The 19,778-nt window shown below is 38.0% G+C and carries 24 protein-coding genes; 20 read left to right on the plus strand and 4 right to left on the minus strand.

Translation table 11 applies throughout. The annotated features are described in order from the left end of the window. Positions 1-13: 13 nt before the first annotated feature. Together BLS02_RS02235 and BLS02_RS02240 are read left to right on the plus strand one after the other, a co-directional pair. Positions 14-1,405, plus strand: coding sequence for a sodium:solute symporter family protein (locus tag BLS02_RS02235; protein WP_092491330.1), 1,392 nt, complete (start codon positions 14-16; stop codon positions 1,403-1,405). A gap of 178 nt (positions 1,406-1,583) precedes the next feature. Continuing rightward, entirely contained in the window at positions 1,584-2,621 is a 1,038-nt protein-coding gene (locus BLS02_RS02240) for a MerR family transcriptional regulator (protein ID WP_092491331.1), read from the plus strand. Positions 2,622-2,700: 79 nt separating this feature from the next. On the opposite strand, the gene BLS02_RS02245 is transcribed toward BLS02_RS02240, so the two are convergent. Then, positions 2,701-3,786 carry an N-acetylmuramoyl-L-alanine amidase family protein gene (locus tag BLS02_RS02245; RefSeq protein ID WP_092491332.1) on the minus strand — a complete coding sequence of 362 codons (1,086 nt, stop codon included), beginning with the start codon at positions 3,784-3,786 and terminating at the stop codon, positions 2,701-2,703. A 151-nt stretch (positions 3,787-3,937) separates the two neighbouring features. On the opposite strand from BLS02_RS02245, the gene BLS02_RS02250 reads away from it, so the two are divergent. The 8 genes from BLS02_RS02250 (at position 3,938) to BLS02_RS02285 (ending at position 8,153) form a co-directional block, all read left to right on the plus strand. Beyond that, positions 3,938-4,369, plus strand: a complete 432-nt coding sequence (locus BLS02_RS02250) for a VOC family protein (RefSeq protein WP_092491333.1) — start codon at positions 3,938-3,940, stop codon at positions 4,367-4,369. A gap of 23 nt (positions 4,370-4,392) precedes the next feature. After that, positions 4,393-4,950, plus strand: coding sequence for a histidine phosphatase family protein (locus BLS02_RS02255; protein WP_092491334.1), 558 nt, complete (start codon positions 4,393-4,395; stop codon positions 4,948-4,950). Positions 4,951-5,257: 307 nt separating this feature from the next. Continuing rightward, positions 5,258-5,539 (plus strand): hypothetical protein, encoded by a 282-nt coding sequence (locus BLS02_RS02260; RefSeq protein WP_092491335.1) that lies wholly within the window; start codon positions 5,258-5,260, stop codon positions 5,537-5,539. A 189-nt stretch (positions 5,540-5,728) separates the two neighbouring features. Continuing rightward, positions 5,729-6,247 carry a DinB family protein gene (locus BLS02_RS02265; RefSeq protein ID WP_092491336.1) on the plus strand — a complete coding sequence of 173 codons (519 nt, stop codon included), beginning with the start codon at positions 5,729-5,731 and terminating at the stop codon, positions 6,245-6,247. Beyond that, a complete protein-coding gene (locus BLS02_RS02270; RefSeq protein ID WP_092491337.1) occupies positions 6,235-6,666 on the plus strand; it encodes a DUF1801 domain-containing protein in 432 nt (143 codons plus the stop codon). The genes BLS02_RS02265 and BLS02_RS02270 overlap by 13 nt, the downstream gene beginning before the upstream one ends. 6 nt (positions 6,667-6,672) lie before the next feature. Continuing rightward, positions 6,673-6,957, plus strand: coding sequence for a TIGR04104 family putative zinc finger protein (locus BLS02_RS02275; RefSeq protein WP_092491338.1), 285 nt, complete (start codon positions 6,673-6,675; stop codon positions 6,955-6,957). Between the two features lie 355 nt (positions 6,958-7,312). After that, positions 7,313-7,561, plus strand: a complete 249-nt coding sequence (locus BLS02_RS02280; RefSeq protein ID WP_092491339.1) for a hypothetical protein — start codon at positions 7,313-7,315, stop codon at positions 7,559-7,561. A gap of 124 nt (positions 7,562-7,685) precedes the next feature. Further along, on the plus strand, positions 7,686-8,153 hold the full coding sequence (locus tag BLS02_RS02285) for a hypothetical protein (protein ID WP_092491340.1): 468 nt from the start codon (positions 7,686-7,688) through the stop codon (positions 8,151-8,153). Here BLS02_RS02285 and BLS02_RS02290 read toward each other — a convergent pair. Next, a complete protein-coding gene (locus BLS02_RS02290) occupies positions 8,150-8,488 on the minus strand; it encodes a YqzG/YhdC family protein (RefSeq protein ID WP_092491341.1) in 339 nt (112 codons plus the stop codon). The genes BLS02_RS02285 and BLS02_RS02290 overlap by 4 nt on opposite strands. Positions 8,489-8,566: 78 nt before the next feature. Between BLS02_RS02290 and BLS02_RS02295 the strand changes: the two genes are divergently transcribed. The 10 genes from BLS02_RS02295 to BLS02_RS02335 all read left to right on the plus strand — a co-directional run bounded on the left by BLS02_RS02295 (position 8,567) and on the right by BLS02_RS02335 (position 16,849). After that, positions 8,567-8,776, plus strand: a complete 210-nt coding sequence (locus tag BLS02_RS02295; protein ID WP_092491342.1) for a hypothetical protein — start codon at positions 8,567-8,569, stop codon at positions 8,774-8,776. Between the two features lie 199 nt (positions 8,777-8,975). Continuing rightward, positions 8,976-9,485, plus strand: coding sequence for a DoxX family protein (locus BLS02_RS02300; protein WP_092491343.1), 510 nt, complete (start codon positions 8,976-8,978; stop codon positions 9,483-9,485). A 65-nt stretch (positions 9,486-9,550) separates the two neighbouring features. Next, on the plus strand, positions 9,551-9,793 hold the full coding sequence (locus BLS02_RS02305; protein WP_092491344.1) for a hypothetical protein: 243 nt from the start codon (positions 9,551-9,553) through the stop codon (positions 9,791-9,793). Between the two features lie 141 nt (positions 9,794-9,934). Further along, entirely contained in the window at positions 9,935-10,531 is a 597-nt protein-coding gene (locus BLS02_RS02310; RefSeq protein WP_092491345.1) for a superoxide dismutase family protein, read from the plus strand. A 234-nt stretch (positions 10,532-10,765) separates the two neighbouring features. Then, positions 10,766-10,867: a putative holin-like toxin gene (locus BLS02_RS19130; protein WP_280922988.1), complete on the plus strand. Its 102-nt coding sequence runs from the start codon at positions 10,766-10,768 to the stop codon at positions 10,865-10,867. 373 nt (positions 10,868-11,240) lie between these two features. Then, positions 11,241-12,440 carry an MFS transporter gene (locus BLS02_RS02315; protein ID WP_092491346.1) on the plus strand — a complete coding sequence of 400 codons (1,200 nt, stop codon included), beginning with the start codon at positions 11,241-11,243 and terminating at the stop codon, positions 12,438-12,440. A 218-nt stretch (positions 12,441-12,658) separates the two neighbouring features. Continuing rightward, positions 12,659-12,883 (plus strand): DUF1659 domain-containing protein, encoded by a 225-nt coding sequence (locus BLS02_RS02320; RefSeq protein WP_092491347.1) that lies wholly within the window; start codon positions 12,659-12,661, stop codon positions 12,881-12,883. A 32-nt stretch (positions 12,884-12,915) separates the two neighbouring features. Further along, positions 12,916-13,131: a DUF2922 domain-containing protein gene (locus BLS02_RS02325; protein ID WP_092491348.1), complete on the plus strand. Its 216-nt coding sequence runs from the start codon at positions 12,916-12,918 to the stop codon at positions 13,129-13,131. Between the two features lie 122 nt (positions 13,132-13,253). Then, the gene (locus BLS02_RS02330) at positions 13,254-13,388 is read left to right on the plus strand and encodes a YvrJ family protein (protein ID WP_092491349.1); all 135 of its coding nucleotides are present in this window, start codon (positions 13,254-13,256) and stop codon (positions 13,386-13,388) included. 296 nt (positions 13,389-13,684) lie between these two features. Then, positions 13,685-16,849, plus strand: a complete 3,165-nt coding sequence (locus BLS02_RS02335; RefSeq protein ID WP_092491350.1) for a DEAD/DEAH box helicase — start codon at positions 13,685-13,687, stop codon at positions 16,847-16,849. A 742-nt stretch (positions 16,850-17,591) separates the two neighbouring features. Here BLS02_RS02335 and BLS02_RS02340 read toward each other — a convergent pair. Next, positions 17,592-18,887, minus strand: a complete 1,296-nt coding sequence (locus BLS02_RS02340; protein ID WP_092491351.1) for a hypothetical protein — start codon at positions 18,885-18,887, stop codon at positions 17,592-17,594. A 15-nt stretch (positions 18,888-18,902) separates the two neighbouring features. Continuing rightward, the gene (locus BLS02_RS02345) at positions 18,903-19,694 is read right to left on the minus strand and encodes a serine hydrolase (RefSeq protein ID WP_175559422.1); all 792 of its coding nucleotides are present in this window, start codon (positions 19,692-19,694) and stop codon (positions 18,903-18,905) included. Positions 19,695-19,778: the final 84 nt, after the last annotated feature.

Below are 19,778 nucleotides of genomic sequence, written 5' to 3' on the forward strand. Positions count from 1 at the left end.
AGGAGCGTAACATATGGGTATTGAACATAATCCTACTCTGCTTTGGTTTGTAGGTGCTTATGGAGTTATCATGATTATAATGGGTATTTACTATTCTCGAAAAATATCCAACAGTGAAGATTTTATTTTAGCAGGAAAAGGTTTAGGAACGATAGTCTTAACAGGTACATTGCTTGCCACCTGGACAGGCAGTGGAAGTATTTCTGGTGGGGAAACATCAATGGCATTCACCTATGGAATTATCCCCGCACTATTGATGATGATCCCCACCCTTGTAGGTATTGGTATACTATATTTAATTGCCCCAAAAATTCGTGAGTTCGGTAAATATACTGTATCGGGAATTTTGGAAGAAAAATACGGTTCAACTGCCAGAATGATTGCAAGTATCATTATTATCCTTGCCTTTGTTGGAATCGTTTCTTACCAAATGACAGGTCTTGGATTTATTTTAAACTTAACAACTGGAATGTCAGTAGAGGTTGGTACCATTATTGGTGCAGTTCTCATTGTGTTTCTGGCTTCAATCGGTGGCTTACGTTCAGTCGCACCAACCGATGCATTAAGTGCATTTCTGGCAATTGCAGCATTGTTTATAACATTGCCAACGATTTACGTGATAGCAGGTGGATGGGATGGCGTAACGAATAATGTTCCGGCTGAACACTTAACTGCAACAGGTGAATTAAACAACATTCAATTACTCGGATTCCTGTTACCATCCTTATTTCTACTGTTAGGTGACCAGAACATGTACCAGCGTCTGGCATCATCGACAGGTGGTAAATCAGCAAAAAGAGCGCAAATCGGCTGGCTGATCGGAATGTTGCTTATTTCTCCAGCGATTTCTTTTATTGCATTTGCATCAAGTTCCATGTTCCCAAATATTGATCCGGGGATGGCACTAATGGCTACAACCACTGTTATGCCAACAGTAATTGGCGGGATCCTGCTGGCTGCAGCAACAGCGTTTATTGTAACGACTGGTAATTCTTATCTTTTATCAGCAGCGACAAATGTGACATATGATATCGTGGGAAAATATATAAAAAAAGAAGCCTCGGACAAGCAATTATTAGGAATGACAAAATTTTTCATCATCCTGTTGGGTGTAATATCATATATTCTGATCAGATTTTTCCCAACAGTCCTTGAAGTACAAATGTACGCATATACAGTATACGGAGCGGGTCTTACCCCAGCATTACTCGCCGTTTTCTTCTGGAAGCGGGTAAACATGGCGGGTGGTATATCCTCGATGGTTGCAGGTGTCGTAACGACGTTAATCTGGGAGATTCTGCTTGGAAAGCCGTTTGAATTGAACAGTGTTATCATAGCACTTCCGGTAGCCGTAATCGTACTGATTGTTGTCACACTAATGACTTCAGATGATCGAAATAAATAAAGATCTATTCACCCTATTATCGAATCTCAATCCAATTAGGTGTCATAAATTTAAAAATAAATTATGGCACTTTTTTGCCGTGAGGTTCGATTATATAGTGACAACAATATTATTAAATTTGTCCCTTTACATTAACGTAACGTCAACGTTTATAGTGGTAATAGAAAGGGGCTAAAACATGCAAATTAAAGAAGTCGCAAAACAGTTAAACACAACACCAAGAGCAATTCGATTTTATGAACAAAAGGGACTGATTTCGCCAAAGAAGGACACAGAAAATCATTACAGAATTTATTCTGAAAAAGACCTTTTGCGCCTAAGTACGATTCTTGCTTTAAGGGAAATCGGTATGCGTATTGAAAATATAAAGCGAATTCTGGATGATCCCAATATGAGTATGAAAGATTATTTGAACGTTCAGCGCTCAGCTCTCTTCGAAAAATGGATTGAGATGAAGGATATGATCAACACGATTGATAAGATGGTTGAACAGACAGCTGATGATAACTATCAGGCACGAGATATCTTCATACTTTCCCAGCACCTGAAAAACATGAAAAACTTGCGCAAAAACTGGGAAGATAAATGGAATTTTGATAAGCAGGCTGCAGGATATGATCAGAATATCAAAATGGCAGGCTATCGATTCAATGTTCATCAGGATTATGATAAAGCATTATCCAGAATTGCGGATACTATCAAGCTACAGCCAAATGATGTATGTGTGGATGTAGGAGTCGGCACGGGTAACTTAGGTTCGAGATTTCTCGATAAGCAAGTAAATGTAATCGGTGTAGACCAATCCGAACGAATGCTTAACGTATGTAGCGAAAAACACCCGACAATCGAAACACGAAAAGGACACTTTCTCGCGCTCCCGTTATTGGATAACCATGCTGACGGAATCGTATCAAGCTATGCATTGCACCATATTTCAGAAAATGAGAAATTGCTTGCATTAGAAGAAATGTCCCGTGTCCTTAAAGAAGATGGGCAGATTTGCATTGTGGATTTGATGTTTCAGGATGAACAGCATCGAAAAGAAGTGATAGAACGATTCCGTACACAGGGTAATACCGAAGCAATCGAAGCCATAGAGGATGAATTTTATGCTGATCAATCCAAGCTGGTAGAATGGCTGAATGCTAACAATTATCACGTAGAGACTTATCAGTTTAACGATATTTTGAGTATGGTTTACGCGAAGAAAAGATAGTGAAAAATGACACTTATGCTGTTTATTGTTAAAGAAGGGCTGTCTATTAGCCATGATAGCTAATGGACAGCCCTTCATATTACTCATCAAAATAATTCTTTAACCCTTCTACAACTCCTGCTGCTACATTATTATGATATTCCGCTGTTCCAACCGTATCTAAATCATAAGGATTGGTGATGAATCCTAATTCAATTAACACAGACAAATCATTATTCTCACGTAGCACATGATAACCTTTTTGCATAACACCTCGATTTTTTAATGGAACTTTTTGTGCAATGGCAGATTGAATTTCACCTGCCAGAACACGATCATCCCCACCGGAATGGAAATAAGTACTCACACCATTTATCGCAAGTGATGGATATGCATTATAGTGAAGACTGATAAAAGCATGTGTATTATAAGCATTACTTATCCTCACGCGTTCTTCAAGTGGGATGAAATAATCGTCTTTTCGGGTCAGAATAACGGTCGCGCCAGCATCACGTAACTGTTTAGCAACGTTATCAGCAGTATCCATGATGATTCCTTTTTCAAACGTTCCGCCAATCCCAATAGCACCAGGATCTTTACCGCCATGACCAGGGTCAAGGACGATGTTGTAACCTGCTAAAGAGTCGCTGGATTGCTTTTTTGCATGATTGTGATTTTCACTAGTTTCGGCTGGATGATTACTTCCGTTGCCATTTGTAAGCCATGAAGCAATCCATGCAATAGAGCCATCGTTGAGCATAATCTTATTCCACTTATTTGATGTTTTAACCATGGTGTATGTATCTCCAGAGGAAGCATACCCGAGTATCTTATGTTGTGTACCTGGACCTGTTCTGAGTCTCACCTCATCAGCAATAACAGTTATTTCCTTTTGGTTAACAGAAGTAACCCCATTAGCGGCAAACAAATAATCCGATGCCACCCACGCTTCTTGTCCGTTGTAATATGTTTGTACCCAACCAAAAGCTTTATCGAAAACAACTACTCGGTCACCATCATTAAGCTGACCGATTACTTCAGCACTGTGGGCCGGGGCAGATCTGACATTCAGTGAATCAGTGCCAACCTCATATGTCTGTCCACTATCGGCATGAACGGAGGGTATAAATACTAAAAGTAATAGCAAAAAGACACCAACAATAGTGACAGTTTGGTTTTGTTTCATGAAATCCTCCTTAAACTTAATGGTCATTTTATTTCCTTTATAAAAAATAATAAACCTTTTTTCTGCAAAATAAATCAAAAGAACTAGCAAAAAATGGAGGATTTAATTGGAAAATAGAGAAGTAAATAATAGTGTAGGAAGGAGAATTAGGATGAACAGAATAAATCTATTAACACTTGGTGTAACAAATATAAGTGAATCTCTAAAGTTCTACCGTGATGGACTAGGCTTTCAAACTAACGTAACAGACGATAATCCAGGGATTGTTTTTTTCCATAATAATGGGACAAAACTGGCATTATACCCGCTGGAAGAATTAGCAAAGGATATAAATGCTGAACATCCACCAGCAAAACAGGGATTCTCTGGGATCACCCTTGCTTATAACGCAAAATCAGCTGAGGAGGTTGATGAGGTAATAGAAAAAGCTGAACAAGCTGGAGGTACTGTAGTGAAATATCCTGTGCGCGTTTTTTGGGGAGGATATAGTGGTTATTTCTCAGATCCAGATGGCTATATGTGGGAAGTTGCCTATGGGGAAGACTGGGAATTTGATGAGAATGACATGTTAATTATTGATTAGGATAATGGAGTGTTGGATGCATTATGAATACAAATATATATTTAGTTCGTCATGCCCACTCGACTTATACGCCTGATGAACGAAAACGGCCTTTATCTCAGAAAGGATTTATTGCAGTTGAAAAGGTTACGGAATTGCTCCAAGCTGAAAACATTGATGTAGTGGTATCTAGCCCTTATATGCGTGCGATTCAGACGGTTGAAGGAATAGCAGAATACATAGAACAGGAAGTTATTATAGAGGAAGGGTTCAAGGAGCGGAAGTTAGCTGGAAAGCCTGTTAATGATTTTGATGATGCTATAACGAAGGTTTGGCATGATTATAATTTTGCGTGGACCGGGGGTGAGTCAAATTACCATGCTCAACAAAGAGGCGTGAAAGCTATTAAGCATGTGTCAGAACAGTATAAAGGGAGAAATGTTGCGGTTGGAACACATGGTAATATTATGGCGATAATCATGAACTATTTTGATAAGCAATATGATTTTCATTTTTGGAAAGCGCTAAGTATGCCGGATATCTATAAATTAACGTTCGATGAAAAAGCTTTAGTGGAAGTGAAAAGAGTATGGGAGGATTGAGGTAGATTAAAAAACGTAACATTAGGCAGGAGATTAATAGGAGAAATTTATATTCAGTAATTGCCATTCTCTTAATCGTTATTTTAAGCATTGCTTCGTTAAATCAATACGAAACGAACGAAGATATGGAGAGTGCGCTGTATCGTAAGGAGTTATTAATTTTTCAGCAGTTAAGAAAGTATAAATCCTTTCTTACTGCATAAGTGCAACTAAGGCTTTCGCCATTAGGGGTTGGCGATAAGCCAAGTTTTCTAAAAACCATATAACAGGGACTGTGAGAGCTATAGAAAAGAGAGACAGTACCCTTATGGAGAATGTTTTGTTACAGATATCTACCTTGGAAACGTTTCACTCTACTGATTTAAACGCTAACAGGCTTCTCTCAAATTATGAACAGGGCGTTCGTAATTTACTAAATAGTGATGCCGATTCATATAATAAAGTTAAAAGTACTCTAAATGAGATTTTCAATTCGCTAATTATATACAGTGATAAGGAAATGAACCAGGAATCATTTGACCGTATGACTAATGAACTGATGCCATTGGTGGAACAATTCCGGGAAGAAACTGAAAAAATTATTAAATAACTATCAAAAAGAGATTAAGCCGTACTTGGGAAGCATGAAAAAGGAGGAGTTCTGTGGACTTTATTATTAAAGCTTTGCTGGGTATCGGCCTGATCTATTTTGTTATGTTATCTTTTTATCTGTTCGTAATTTTTCGCAGTAAGAAGAAATAGCTTTTTGTTAATTAAACATAGAGAGGAGTCAATCATTATGAATCTATTAAAAAGCCAGTACGACTTAATTAAATATACCAGAGAGCAGCTCTTTAGCTTATGTGAACAGTTGGATCATGATGATTATGTAAAGGAAATTGAAGGGTTTGGCTGGGGGTCTGTACGAAATCTCCATGCCCATGTAGCTGAATGCTACCAGTCCTGGCTGGGTAAGTTCGGACTAAAGAAAAATATAACACCAGTGAACCCTGAAAATGTACGTAACGTTAATGATATGAGAGAAGTCTTTAATGAAATAGATACCCTGGTCTGCAGTTTTATAGATGAATACGAAGGTGAGTATGAATATAAACTGACAGGACGAGTTCCTTGGCAAGAAGATCACGAGGAACTCTCTGTATTATGGCTTTTCACACATACAACCACTCACGAGTTTCATCACAAAGGCCAAATTGTATCAATGGCTAGGCAGTTAGGATATATTCCATCTGATACGGATCTTTTAACCCCAACAGATATGAAAAATCTATTAAATAGACACAAATGTATGAACTGAAAACAAAGGAAAATGACAATAGTGTGATAGAGTTCATCGAAAGCGTTGACAGCATTAAAAAGCGTGAGGATGCATATAAGTTGCTGGATATTTTTAGGGAAACGACAGGCTATCCAGCGAAGATCTGGGGGCCAAGTATTATTGGCTTTGGTTCCTATCATTATAAATACGCATCAGGCCACGAAGGCGATGCACCGCTTGTTGGTTTCTCACCACGTAAGGCGAAAATCAGTTTGTATTTTGCAACAGGTGACACAGAACGAGAGGAACTCCTAAAAGATTTCGGAAAGCACACAACAGGAAAAGCGTGTGTGTATATCAATAAAGTAGCTGATATTGATGTTGATGTATTAAAAGCACTAATCAACCGATCGATAGCTTTTTTAAGAGAAACGTATCCGAATGAGAAGGGTGACTGACTTGTAATGCCGATTTGTCAAAATTGCGGGAACGAATGGACGTGGATCCAATCAGTTGCAGCTTTTAAGATGAAATGTCCTCATTGTGGCAAAAAACAATATGAGACGAACAAGTCAAGACAAATAAGGTCATGGTTAGACTTCTTACCGTTAGCTGTATTCCCAATCACTGTGTTACTTGACTTAAGCTTGTGGGCGGTACTGGTGACTATAATAGCGGCTGTAATTGCTTCGTTCATTTTTCACCCATCTATACTAAAGTTATCCAATAAACAGGAACCCTTTTGGTGAAAAGGAAGAGTTAATTAATTCTACGAGTTAAAGACAGGCGCATTTCTTACATAAAGAATGCGTTTTTTTGCAGGAATTTTATCGAATGGGTAGAAATTGTCAATAAGACTTTTTCATAAAGGACAGACCAATATTAATAAATATAAACATAAGGTGATTAGGATATCTATCAAGTAAACTGTCTGAGTAATGTGTGATTGCAGCAGGAGTAGAAGAGTCGGTGAAGCTAATCAAGAAGAGGGGGAATGTGGAGGGGTGAGATATAATAATTAATGATGACACCGGTTTCTTTTAATGCCAGGAAATGTTGATGTGGAAAAAATTCACTCATGATAAGTGACTGGAGGTATTTAAAATGCTGCGGCGCATTGTTTTATTTTTTCGAGAAAATAGCTGGGAAACTGTTTGCTTCACTCAAAATCTGGAGGAATACGGGAGAGTTAAAGGTAATCTTAATGATGCAGGAATAATTACTAAAACAAAAACAGCCACACCAATGAACGGAAATTTAGGAAGTTCAAGCTTTTCATCAACATATGATATTAAGGTTAAACAGAAATATCTGCATAAGGCACAGGAGGCTATCCATAAGAGTCGATATTAGAAGTATTAGAGCGGGGGAGAATTTAAATAATCAACAAAAAGGGCGCATATCTTCCATAAAGGATGCGTCTTTTCGCAGGACTTTTAATTATTATAATAGAAGTTTAAAAAGAGGAGGGCTGCAATTGAACCGTAATAAGCTAATAATTGGCATTGTCGGACTTGTAATTTTACTAATTGCGACAACCTCCGTAATGAGGTCAGAGAATAGAGAAGTTATTGAACATGACTATACGTTTGCAGGCGAAAGTGAAAATTGGAAAGCAGAATATCATGTAGAAGGGGAACAAGTCTTCTATGAAGAGAATGACACCTTGAGGGGTGACAGTGAAAGTGAAACCGACATTATACTTGCTTATAAGGGAGAACTTAGCGAATTGTCGTCAGTGAGAAAACTGAAATATAAGTTTGAAACTTCGTCTGGAAGTATGGGGTCCAATCGTACATTTGATAAGGCACCTGAAAAGAAAGTATTTAGACATGGCGGCGCTAGCAGTGGAGTTACTAGCTCTGAGAACCAAGAGGTTAAAGTCAGTGTTCAGTGGGGCGAAGAAACAGAGGAGTTCACGTTAAAAAATAAAGAACAACCTTAGCTTGATGACTCCCGGAACGTAATATCGATAACTTTTTCTGTTTCCGTATTAAATTCTATGTTAATGAAGACACCGAACTCTTTGTCATTTTCCTTTAACCACAACTTGAATTTTTCAATTGTGGAACCTTCTTTGGTTTCCCGTCCTCTGTGAAGGTAATCGATGATATCAGCATTAGGGTATTTTGCTTGCGTCTCCTTCATAGCCATTCTTCCCCATTTAGCATAAGAAGGGATATCTTTCTCCGCAACTGCAATTTGTTGAACTGGAAATGCTTCTAGGTTAGATGAAAATAGTAGTAGAAATACACTGAATGAAATGAGTAATAGTCGCATGTACAAGCCTCCAATCTAACGCTTATTGTTTCATTACAACTGATTTTTATACGAAATGTGAAGGAGGGAAGACTAATTATGATGGAGAAAATAGACTTTGGGGTTAAACTTTTACTGGTTAGCGCAATCATATATGGCTCAGCGCTGATTGCAAATGCAATTTATGCAGTCGAGTTCCATAATTTTAGCATGGAATTAAAAGAAATTGTTGCAATCCCCCTTACAATAGCTAGTATTACAGCACTGGCGGGTATATATGTTATTATTTACGCAATAAAAAAATCATAAGAGATAACCAGTCTAACCACAACAAAGCAGCAAGTTCACATTTTTGACATAACTTTTCATCTAAATTGTGAAATACTGAACAATCTAATCAAAGATCAGTAGATCCATGTTATTATATAAGTGTAGTAAAGAGATTCATCCAAGTTAATTTGTGAAATACTGAACAAATAATAATAAAAACTTTAAGGAGATGGATATCATGTTTGTAAATTTCATTCGCAATAATAAAGTAGCAGCTGGAGTATTGGCGTTTCTTAGAATATACATTGGGTACCAATGGCTGACCGGAGGATATGGAAAGATAGCGGGAGGCAATTTTGATGCAAGTGGTTTTATGCAAGGAGCAATAGCAAGTGCAAGCGGGGAACATCCAGCTGTTCAAGGCTGGTGGGCAACCTTCCTTGAAACTTTCGCATTGCCGAACGCTGAGTTATTTAGCTTTATGGTTATGTGGGGCGAGTTGTTAGTCGGGTTAGCGCTAATCTTAGGTATTTTCACAAACTTTGCAGCACTGATGGGTATCACAATGAACTTTGCATTCTTATTCAGTGGTACGGTCAGCACAAACGCTCAAATGGTATTAATTACAGTGTTCATCCTGGTAGCTGGGTATAACGCAGGTCGATTTGGATTAGACCGCTGGGTTGTTCCATTCCTAAAGGCACATAATCCTAAACAAAAACATAGAAACGAGGCTGCAACTGTCTAACTTTTAAAATAGGTGCATATGTAAAAAAATCAATACACACGTTAAACTAGCGTGTGTATTTTTTATTGCTAATTCGAAATGCAGATCGGCAATATGAATCCTCTTCGCTAAAAGCAGAAAAAGCTGTTCCAAGAGATATGAAGAGGATCTTAAACCAAGCTCCAAACACGGGATTTGTTGAATTAACGGAACGAGGACCCATCATGGTTAACAATGTGGACTTGATCCTAACAAAAGGCTGTATAGGACATGATAGTGTCGGCTTTGCAGCAATACTTATTTACGACACAGCCAAACGTCGGCAATGATCATTCTTTTACATATCCTTTAAGAAAAATCTTTAGTAAAAAAATTTATTACACTTTCATGAAATGTTTAAGTCTTCCAGTTTTGTGCAGAATAAGGTTTGAGAAAAGAACTTCACCAAAACAGAAAGGAGCTTGCTAAACATGAAGAGGTGGGTTGTTTTATTAGCTGCATTGTTATTTTTCATGGTATTGAGCGGCTGTGCAGATACGGATGATGACATGGAGAATACCAAGCACCATGGAAGTGAAACGAGTATAGAAACCTTTGGAAGTCTAAGCGAAGAAACAACAGAAGTTAATGTAACAATGTATAATAGGGATATGGAAAAAGTCGGCACAGCGACAATCAGACAGGTACATGATGGAACTAATATTACGCTTGATGCATCAAACTTGCCACCAGGTACTCACGGGTTTCACATTCATGAAAAAGGAGTATGTGAAACACCCGATTTTGAGTCGGCCGGTGGTCACTTCAATCCGACCAACGCGAAACATGGATTTGAACATCCAAAGGGTCCACATGCGGGGGACTTGCCAAATATAGTAGTAAAAGAGGATGGAACAGTACGAACAGAAGGCATAGCTGATATGGTGACACTGATAAAAGGTAAAAAGAATTCCTTACTTGGAAATGAAGGAACGGCGCTTATAATTCATGCTGAAGCAGACGATTATAAGTCACAGCCATCTGGTAATGCAGGTGATCGGATAGCATGTGGTGTAATAGGCGAATAGATTTATGACCCGGGTTTTCATCCGGGTTTCTCTATGCAAGTAGAACGTATAAATACATTCTTACTTCATAAGTCACAACTAATGCTTGCACAGCAGATTCAATAGCCCATAAATTTGAAAAAATTCTAAAACTGGTACGAATGTACGTTTCTTATTGTATAAGTTCATATTATAATAGGACAAGGATAATGTTCTTTTAGGGAGGTCGGCTAACCCTTTTGTGAAAAGGGGGTGATGCCTCTGAGCGTGTATGAAGTGATGATGGTGCTGGGAAGTTTTGGTACCATGTTGATTGCATTGCTCGCCTTGATCATATCGACGATCAATAAAAAATAGACCCTCCCTATTTTCCCTGAAATGATTTTAGGGTGAGGTCTATTCGCAAAGAAATGGCCGATCCCTTTAGGGGAACCACTTATCCAAAGACCACAGTTCACGCTGTGGTCTTTTCTTATAATATGTGCAACTAAGGCTAATCTATGCACCCAAAGTATAAGGGATTCTAAGAATCAAAGTAGCATTCATAAGAATCCTTTAGCGATATGCAAATTTTTAATATTAATTATCTATTTTAAGTATACCATATTCTGCTACTAGTGTGAATAAACTCAAGAACTGAAAAAGTATTAACACTGTAAAACGGAAAGTGACAGGCGCGATTGAGCCATGTATAATGTGTTTTTGAGTAACGAGAGGAGGGACGGAATTAATGACTACATATTCGCAGGTAAAGACTTCAACTATCTCCGACAAAATTTGGTCAAAGGATTTCGTGTTTATCTGCCTAGCTAATTTTTTTATATTTCTGGGATTCCAAATGACACTTCCGACATTGCCGCTTTTCGTCAAGGAATTGGGAGGCAGTGACCAATTAATTGGGATTATTGTTGGTGTATTCACTTTTTCAGCCCTCCTTCTCCGTCCGTATGCCGGTCATGCATTGGAGTCGAAGGGCAGAGGCTTTGTTTACATGACAGGTCTAGCTATTTTTGTATTATCTGTTGGTTCCTATGCATTTGCTGCAAGTATCGTGTTTTTGCTTATCATGCGAATTATGCAAGGTGTCGGCTGGGGTTTGTCTACCACCGCAACTGGAACAATTGCAACAGACCTGATTCCACCAAAGCGACGTGGTGAGGGGATGGGGTACTTTGGCTTATCTGGTAATCTGGCACTCGCGTTTGGTCCAACGTTAGGACTTACATTGGTTGGCTACATTTCTTTTACACAATTATTTCTGATCTGTGCCTCTTTAGGCTTTGTGGCATTTTTGCTATCATCAAGAATCCATTACAAAAAGGTCGATCAAATAGCGGGAAAATCAACCACTGTCAAATTTGATATTTTTGAAAAAACAGCATTACAGCCGGCAGTGCTATTGTTTTTTATAACCGTAACATTTGGTGGGATAACCTCCTTTCTTCCGTTATATGCTGAGGAAAAACATATACTTGGAATTGAATCTTATTTCCTTGTATTTGCTCTTTTCCTTATGGTTTCCAGAACTTTCACAGGGAAAATTTATGATAAAAAGGGACATGTATATGTATTTCTGCCAGGGACAGTTCTTATCTTTGGTGCGATGCTTTTATTAGCATGGCTGCCAAGTACATTTATCATGCTGATTGCAGCTGGAATGTATGGGCTTGGATTTGGTTCAGTGCAGCCGGCATTGCAGGCTTGGTCCGTAGATAAAGCTCCTGATAATCGAAAGGGAATGGCAAACGCTACATTCTTCTCGTTTTTTGATTTAGGTGTCGGTCTTGGCGCAATCACTTTTGGCCAGTTGGCTTTTATGTTTAATTATAGTGTTATTTATCTAACCTCCGCTGCCTCGGTATTGTTTTCAATTATTCTATACCTATATTTAATCATAAAAACAAAGCGTAAAAACCAAGCAGCTGCATAATTGTTGCTTGGTTTCATTATGTATATTACTATCGCCGCCCAATCCGAAAAGGTGGCTTTTTTTAGCATTTAAGAAAGTATAAATCCTTTCTTACTGCATAAGTGCAACTAAGATTTTGGGGATAAGCCAAGTTTTCTAAAGTTTTAAAAATAAATTTTTAGTTAATGCCACTTTTTGCTGCTGGAGTTCGATTGTAGTAGTGAAAGGAGGTGATCGACATGGCTGTATCACAAATAGTTACAACGCAATTAACGTTAACACTGGATGATGGCAATGATATTCTAACAGGCGATATCATCTACAAAACCAAAAGTTTTAATAACGTTAAACCTGCTGCAACTGCTGATCAGTTGTACGCAATCGCTACAGCATTTGCAGGACTTCAGGAACGCCCGCTTTACAATATTGAACGTAATGACAGCTCAGAAATTAATCAGGCATAGTTCTTAAAAAATAAATGGGAGGAGGAATCATAATGAAGAAACTTGAACTTAAATTTTTAAATAACGAAGGTAAAACTGTAACATATTCATTGGAAAACCCAATTGAACCAGTTGATCCAGCTGCTGTCACCAGCGCAATGGACGAAATCATCACACAAGATGCATTCACATCATCAGGCGGCAATCTAGTTTCAAAAAAGAGCGCACGTATCGTAGAACGTAACGTAGCTGAAATAGAACTAGCTTAATTAGGTAGCGGTAACCTTTATCATCTGTTCTTAAGACCAGTGGCACTCGAGCCTTGGTCTTTTTTTTAACAGTTAAGAAAGCATAAATATGCAAAAATTCAAATCAGACAGGAGTGATTTTATTGGAAACATGGGTATCCTTTGTGACAGAAGTAGGCTTTCCGATTGTGGTAACATTCTATTTGTTGCACCGCATCGAAGGTAAACTCAACGATCTAATCGTATCCATCCAGGCACTGCCAAGTAAATTGAAGTAGAGCTCGCACATGAGATTTCTTCTTAGCAGTAAGAAAGTATAAATCCTTTCTTACTGCATAAGTGCAACTAAGGCTTATATATATTAAGGCTTGTACTCAAAAGTATAAGAGTTCTAAGAAAAAAATATGCTTTCATAGGAATCCCTTTAATGAATGCCCCTCTTTTTAAACTTGTACTTTAAAAGTATAATTTCCTCCAAAATATCCCATCCTTGTAAAAGTATTTAGTTTAAAAAACAGAACGTGTCATATACAATGATAGATAAAGAGATGGTAGAAGGTAGGGTACTTGTGTTTTGAAAAGCTTTCGTGATATCAATATACAAAAGATGTTTCCATCCGTTGTCTATAGACGCGGTTTGGAGTATTACAATAAAAACCTAGTTAGTGATTTACTGTATGATATAAATTATCAAGTCTGGACTGCAACTGTACAGGGGACTGAAGATTATTTTGTTGAAATTAATACGTCCGATTTTGCGAAGGGATCCGTTGATGCGTATTGTGATTGTCCAGCATTTGACACATATGGATCGTGTAAGCATATTGTCGCCACTCTAATTTCAATCTCTGCTAGAGAAACAAATAATCCACCTCGGAAAATGAGTGATAACTATCAAACTACTAATTGGCTAATTGATTCCATATCCTCATTAACCAATTATCAACCAACATCAGAAGTATTATCCGAAAAAATACCGCTGCATGTAGAGTATTATTTCAAGTGGTCGTTTGAACGTAATCTGTTATTGGAATTAAAAGTCGGTGAGAAAAGATGCCTTGTTGTAAAAAATGCACATGATTTTCTAAACGATGTAATGAAAGGAAACGAGCATTACTTTACAAAAACCTTCACATACAGTCCGGAAACACATTATTTCATGCAGCAGGATATGGAAATTTTTGAGCTGTTGTTTTCCGTATTACGTAATGAAAAGATATATCTTGATCGCGGCATCTATCATTATCAGGACTCACCAGAGCGGTCAGTTGTTATCCCGCCACTACTTGCCAAACAGTTATTGCACATGCTCATTAAACGAGACTTCACTGTTGAAACAAGGGATCAGAGCTTTCAGCATATCGATATTGTAGAGGATGAACTGCCATTCCATTTTGACCTTGCGAAAAACGAACAGGGGGAACTGGTTTTGTCCATGGACGAAATGGCTTCCATGACTTATTTCAAGCTATATCAAATGCTGTTTTCACATGGTGCATTTTATTTTCCAGCGAAAGAACAGATTCCGATTATCGAACAAATCACCCAGGTGGGAAGAGAGAACGAACACCTTCCTATTCCTAAAAAGCAGGCTGATGCCTTTATTTCCGAAGTCCTTCCATCACTTAAGAAGGTCGGTGATGTACAAATAGATGAAAATGTCGCAGCAGAAATTATTCAAGTGCCTTTACGCGCAAAATTATTCCTGGAAGTTCAGTCAAATTGGATTGTCGGCAAACTTGAGTATCATTATGGTGACTACCAGATAGATCCGTTTAGCGGGCGTGAACAGGATGATGTCATCATTATTCGAGATGTTGAAAAAGAACAGCAGATTATGCATCTTATTGAGCATGCGAATTTTCATTACAATGGTAAAGAATTATATATCGAAGCAGATGAAGAAAGTCTTTATGATTTTCTTTACGATGTACTGCCATTGCTTGATAAATATGTCGAGCTATTCCTTACTTCAGAGATACGTAACTTTATCGTTGAAAATGAGCCATCGCCTAGCACGAGTGTACGGCATGAATCATCTTCAAATCTGCTTGAAATTGGCTTTAATATCGATGGAGTGGATGATTCAGAAATCAGCCATATTCTTAATGCTGTTATGGAGAAGAAGCGCTACTACCGAATGCAAAGCGGTGCACTGCTTTCTCTCGAAGGGGATGAATTCTCTTCCATGAAGCAGCTTTTTGATGATTTGGATATTCAAAAAGATGACTTACAGGATGGAAATGTTCAAATGCCTGTCTACCGTGGTGCACAGGTTGATGAGTTAATTGACACAAAAAAGAATTACGACCCGTCTTTTCGTAAGCTCTTGCATCAGCTGAAATCCCCAGAGGAACAGGTTTATCCATTGCCGGAAAGCCTTAATGCAACATTACGAGATTACCAAATGACCGGGTATCAATGGTTTAAGTCGTTAAGTGCATATTATCTTGGAGGTATTTTGGCTGATGATATGGGGCTTGGAAAAACATTACAGAGTATTGCTTATATCCTGTCAGAGCCCAGTGATATGCCACATTTGATTGTTGCACCATCATCGGTTGTATATAATTGGAAAAATGAATGTGATAAATTTGCGCCCGATTTGAATGTGGCAATTTTAACAGGAGCCCCATTAGAACGAGTGAAAAAGATTGAGGAATATACTGATATGGATGTCTGGATTACATCTTATGCAACACTACGGCAGGATATAGAGCTTTATCGCGAGCAATCATTCCAAACATTGATTTTAGATGAGTCACAGTACATTAAAAACTATGCAACAAAGACATCGCGAGCAATTCGTGAAATTAAAGCGAGTAGAAGATTTGCTTTAAGTGGAACACCAATAGAAAATTCAATCGACGAGCTGTGGGCAATTTTTCAGGTTATATTACCCGGACTAATGCCAAATCAACGTAGCTTTAAACAGTTATCACATGAAAAAATTGCTCAGCTGACAAAGCCATTTATTTTACGCCGGCTGAAAAAAGATGTATTGAAAGAATTGCCAGATAAAATTGAAACAGTACACGTCTCAGAACTGACAAAAGACCAAAAGGATCTGTATGTTGGTTATTGGCGCGAGTTGCAGCAAGAAGCAGCTCAGTCCATGAAAGAAAGCGGCTTTAACCAAAATCGGATGAAGATTCTGGCCGGATTAACGCGGTTGCGACAAATATGCTGCCACCCATCCGTATTCGTAGAAAATTACCAGGGAGAATCAGGGAAGCTGAACCAGTTAATGGATACTGTACGAAATGCAATTGCAAACGGAAAGCGGATGCTGATATTCTCACAATTTACAAGTATGCACGAGATTATTATTGAAAAACTGAAACAAGAGGAAATTGATTATTTCTATTTGCATGGGCAAACGGCTTCAGAGGACCGCGTGAAGATGAGTGAGCGTTTTAATAATGGCGAAAATAATGTATTTCTCATCTCGCTTAAAGCGGGTGGAACAGGGTTAAACTTAACTGGTGCAGACACCGTTATCCTATATGATTTATGGTGGAATCCAGCTGTTGAGGATCAGGCTACAGGCCGTGCACATCGTTTTGGTCAGAAAAATGTTGTCCAAGTAATCCGCCTTATTACAGAGGGAACAATCGAAGAAAAGATATACGATCTGCAGCAGAAAAAACGTGAGCTGATTGATCAGGTAATCCAGCCAGGTGAAACAATGCTGTCTAGTCTAAGCGAAGATGATGTCCGGGAACTTCTCAACATATAAGTCTCCGGATCCGTATGATGTATGCACGTTTGGGTAAATCATAAATAGGTTATTATTGTAGATTCATAATTCTATAAAGGGGATGGTGAGTTTGGTTGGTTTACTTAAAGGATTTGTGAAATTTTTTGTATCCAACATAGCAGTTGTACTAGCCATAATGCTCCTGCCTATATTTCTAATAACCGATTCAGTAACATTCTTCGATGAGATAATGAATTATTTATTTAACAACAAAAAATCTTAAGCAAAAAACCAGATAGCTGAATCTGGTTTTTTTTTGACAGTTAAGAAAGCAATATGGCTGCCAAGTGCGCAGCCACAATCTATCATGAATTTTCATATAAATGATGTTGAGAGGTTTTGCGGACACCAGGGACCTTATTTGACTGAAATACAGGAAAATGGTGATGTTTGCGGACACCAAGGACCTTATTTGTTACAAATCCCCACTATTAACCATGATATATGTGAAATAAGGGCTTCTGTGTCCGGATAACTTCGAAAAGGTGACTTTTTTATAGAAATAGCGTCTTCTGTGTCCGCTTAAAAGTAAATAGATTAGAAAAAATTTATTTCGTTAAACCTCCGTGGCTCCGCAATGTGCAGCCACCATTTGTTATGGAAAATGAATTTGTAATAGAGCTAGAGAGGTGTTTTCATACAAAAGTATATAATCATTTCTTATAGCATTATAAGTGCTATGATATCCACCATAAGGCTAAAGGCTGTCGAATGCTAATGGTTACTGATTCAGCTGAAACAATTTCCGAGGACGTCCCTTCATATATGGTTTTTCCTCGCCAACTACTTTAATTACTTCACCAGCCAATAGTTTTTTAACAGTACGCTCTGCACTTCGCTTCGTGACACGGTAGTAACTGGCGATGTCATTGGATGAGAAGGGTTCATTGTTTCTGATTTCGATAAAGTCGATAAAGTTATAGGATAACTCATTGTTAAGTTTAGCTTGATGGATTAAGGAACGGTACAATTCCGATGTATTAAATTCCTTTTCAACTCCAAGTGGACCAATGGTATCTTGACGTTCATTGACAATATAACATGTACCATCGTTTGACTGAGTACAAGCTTCCAATGCTAACTTTGCGTTGTCCTCGGCTTGCTTAGCAGTTAGACCAAGGCCGAATCCTATATCTACCGAGGTATTTAAGGCACGCTCCATTTCCTTAAGTAATGGAAAGTCACGATAATGGTTGGTGATGTGATCTAAGATCCCTCTTGTTCCAAATATTACAAACTTATCATTGCCATTTGATAGAACAGAGGCATATGTTTTTTGGGAGTAATTTAATAGAATTTGGTGTAGCTTCAGCTGTAATTGCTGTGCTTGAAAATCGCCTTTTTCGGCCTTAATCAAATCGAATTCTTTGATTTGAACGTATCCAGCAACGATTTGAGCGCTTTTAGATTGATTTAGAGTTGTAATAGATTTGGCTTGGTCAACTGCGCGTTCAATGTTAAGTAAGGGAATTTTCATGCAGCTAGTTGGGATTCTCTTTTCTTTTAAAATTGACTCAACCTCTTCAATCGACGTAAGGGCGTAATCAATTTTACCCTCATTCCATAAATTTTCATGATATCTGGCAATCCGGTTAATATCTACTGGTTCATCATTTTCATAGCTGTAAGTATATATTTCCTCGTTGGTTAACTCCATTTCATTCAGCACCTTATCGACATGCCTTCGACTCATCACATCAATTGAAAGTCTGTTCAGTTCCTGCTTGTGATGATTTCTGACTCGGTAAAAAGATGTTAAGATCATGTACTCATCAAAATCCACCTGTACAGCTGGAAGTCGCTTCTTTTCCACTTTTTCTTTTGCGTATAAGTACGGTAATGATCCTGCAAATAAATAGATATCACACATAAACGCTTTTTCGACCAATTCGGTGACCTCTTTTGTTTCAGTGTAAACAAACGGGAAAATTTCGATGTCCTCTTGGTCTTCAACATATTTAGTAATTCGATCAATTAACTTCTCGCGACCAAAAACAGCAATTTTTACTTTCACCATTATTCCTCCTCATAATTAGTTTGATTTTATGTAATCAATTAATAGGTTTCCTATTTCTGCAATATGTCTTTTTCCTATTCCATTATTCTCCCAGCCTTCGCTCATAACAACAGCCTCAATGCGTTTGTTCTGATATTCCAGAATAGCAGCATCATGTTCTACGCCGTCTAACTCACCTGATTTATGATATAGCTTTACATCTGAATTAAATGGTAAATAGCTAGCAAGTTTGTCTCCGAATTGTTGATTCGATAATATTTCAACAATTTGTGATCTGCTATTGTCACTTATCGTATTGCTGCGATTAGCAATAGTAGACAGAAAGTGATACATATCGTATGCACTCGTATAATTTTCAAGCCCAGCACTTTGTGATGCTATATCCATAAACTTGCGTTGAATTTCGGTATGCTCACATTTTAAATGCCTTGCTAGCGCATTAACCTGATACATTTCTACCTTATCAAGAACAATGTTTGCAGCAGTGTTATCGGAAATGATAATCATTAATTCCATCAGATTTTTATAACTATATACATTCGAGCTAGTAAGATAATTTATAACGCCTGCCCCTCCAACTTTCATATCTTGCTCAATATATACTAAAGTGTCAGACCGAAACTGATCAGATTCAAGTTGGCGGAAGGCTTCGATTAGGATAGGTATTTTAATTAGGCTAGCTGCCTTTCTGGGTTCATATGCATTAATAGCGATTTCTCCGTCATCGGTATGTATAAAAATAGAGAATCTATCTATCGTTTTGTTGATAATAGTACGAATACCAGTTTCCAATTGCAGTTGGTTCACGTTTATTTTCACATCCTTATACTCAATTTCACACTTAACGAAATATTTAACGACACCATTCGTTAACATTAACATATTACGAAA

The sequence above is a fragment of the Virgibacillus salinus genome (assembly GCF_900102415.1).
Taxonomy (GTDB): domain Bacteria; phylum Bacillota; class Bacilli; order Bacillales; family Amphibacillaceae; genus Lentibacillus; species Lentibacillus subterraneus.

What these genes read in the sequence shown, in the direction of transcription:
- BLS02_RS02265 (WP_092491336.1), top strand. Translation starts at nt 5,729, where the DNA reads ATGAATCTATTAAAAAGCCAGTACGACTTAATTAAATATACCAGAGAG.
- BLS02_RS02290 (WP_092491341.1), bottom strand. Translation starts at nt 8,488, where the DNA reads ATGCGACTATTACTCATTTCATTCAGTGTATTTCTACTACTATTTTCA.
- BLS02_RS02310 (WP_092491345.1), top strand. Translation starts at nt 9,935, where the DNA reads ATGAAGAGGTGGGTTGTTTTATTAGCTGCATTGTTATTTTTCATGGTA.
- BLS02_RS19130 (WP_280922988.1), top strand. Translation starts at nt 10,766, where the DNA reads ATGCCTCTGAGCGTGTATGAAGTGATGATGGTGCTGGGAAGTTTTGGT.
- BLS02_RS02320 (WP_092491347.1), top strand. Translation starts at nt 12,659, where the DNA reads ATGGCTGTATCACAAATAGTTACAACGCAATTAACGTTAACACTGGAT.
- BLS02_RS02240 (WP_092491331.1), top strand. Translation starts at nt 1,584, where the DNA reads ATGCAAATTAAAGAAGTCGCAAAACAGTTAAACACAACACCAAGAGCA.
- BLS02_RS02255 (WP_092491334.1), top strand. Translation starts at nt 4,393, where the DNA reads ATGAATACAAATATATATTTAGTTCGTCATGCCCACTCGACTTATACG.
- BLS02_RS02300 (WP_092491343.1), top strand. Translation starts at nt 8,976, where the DNA reads ATGTTTGTAAATTTCATTCGCAATAATAAAGTAGCAGCTGGAGTATTG.
- BLS02_RS02235 (WP_092491330.1), top strand. Translation starts at nt 14, where the DNA reads ATGGGTATTGAACATAATCCTACTCTGCTTTGGTTTGTAGGTGCTTAT.
- BLS02_RS02275 (WP_092491338.1), top strand. Translation starts at nt 6,673, where the DNA reads ATGCCGATTTGTCAAAATTGCGGGAACGAATGGACGTGGATCCAATCA.
- BLS02_RS02340 (WP_092491351.1), bottom strand. Translation starts at nt 18,887, where the DNA reads ATGGTGAAAGTAAAAATTGCTGTTTTTGGTCGCGAGAAGTTAATTGAT.
- BLS02_RS02245 (WP_092491332.1), bottom strand. Translation starts at nt 3,786, where the DNA reads ATGAAACAAAACCAAACTGTCACTATTGTTGGTGTCTTTTTGCTATTA.
- BLS02_RS02295 (WP_092491342.1), top strand. Translation starts at nt 8,567, where the DNA reads ATGATGGAGAAAATAGACTTTGGGGTTAAACTTTTACTGGTTAGCGCA.
- BLS02_RS02270 (WP_092491337.1), top strand. Translation starts at nt 6,235, where the DNA reads ATGTATGAACTGAAAACAAAGGAAAATGACAATAGTGTGATAGAGTTC.
- BLS02_RS02280 (WP_092491339.1), top strand. Translation starts at nt 7,313, where the DNA reads ATGCTGCGGCGCATTGTTTTATTTTTTCGAGAAAATAGCTGGGAAACT.
- BLS02_RS02250 (WP_092491333.1), top strand. Translation starts at nt 3,938, where the DNA reads ATGAACAGAATAAATCTATTAACACTTGGTGTAACAAATATAAGTGAA.
- BLS02_RS02260 (WP_092491335.1), top strand. Translation starts at nt 5,258, where the DNA reads ATGGAGAATGTTTTGTTACAGATATCTACCTTGGAAACGTTTCACTCT.
- BLS02_RS02315 (WP_092491346.1), top strand. Translation starts at nt 11,241, where the DNA reads ATGACTACATATTCGCAGGTAAAGACTTCAACTATCTCCGACAAAATT.
- BLS02_RS02325 (WP_092491348.1), top strand. Translation starts at nt 12,916, where the DNA reads ATGAAGAAACTTGAACTTAAATTTTTAAATAACGAAGGTAAAACTGTA.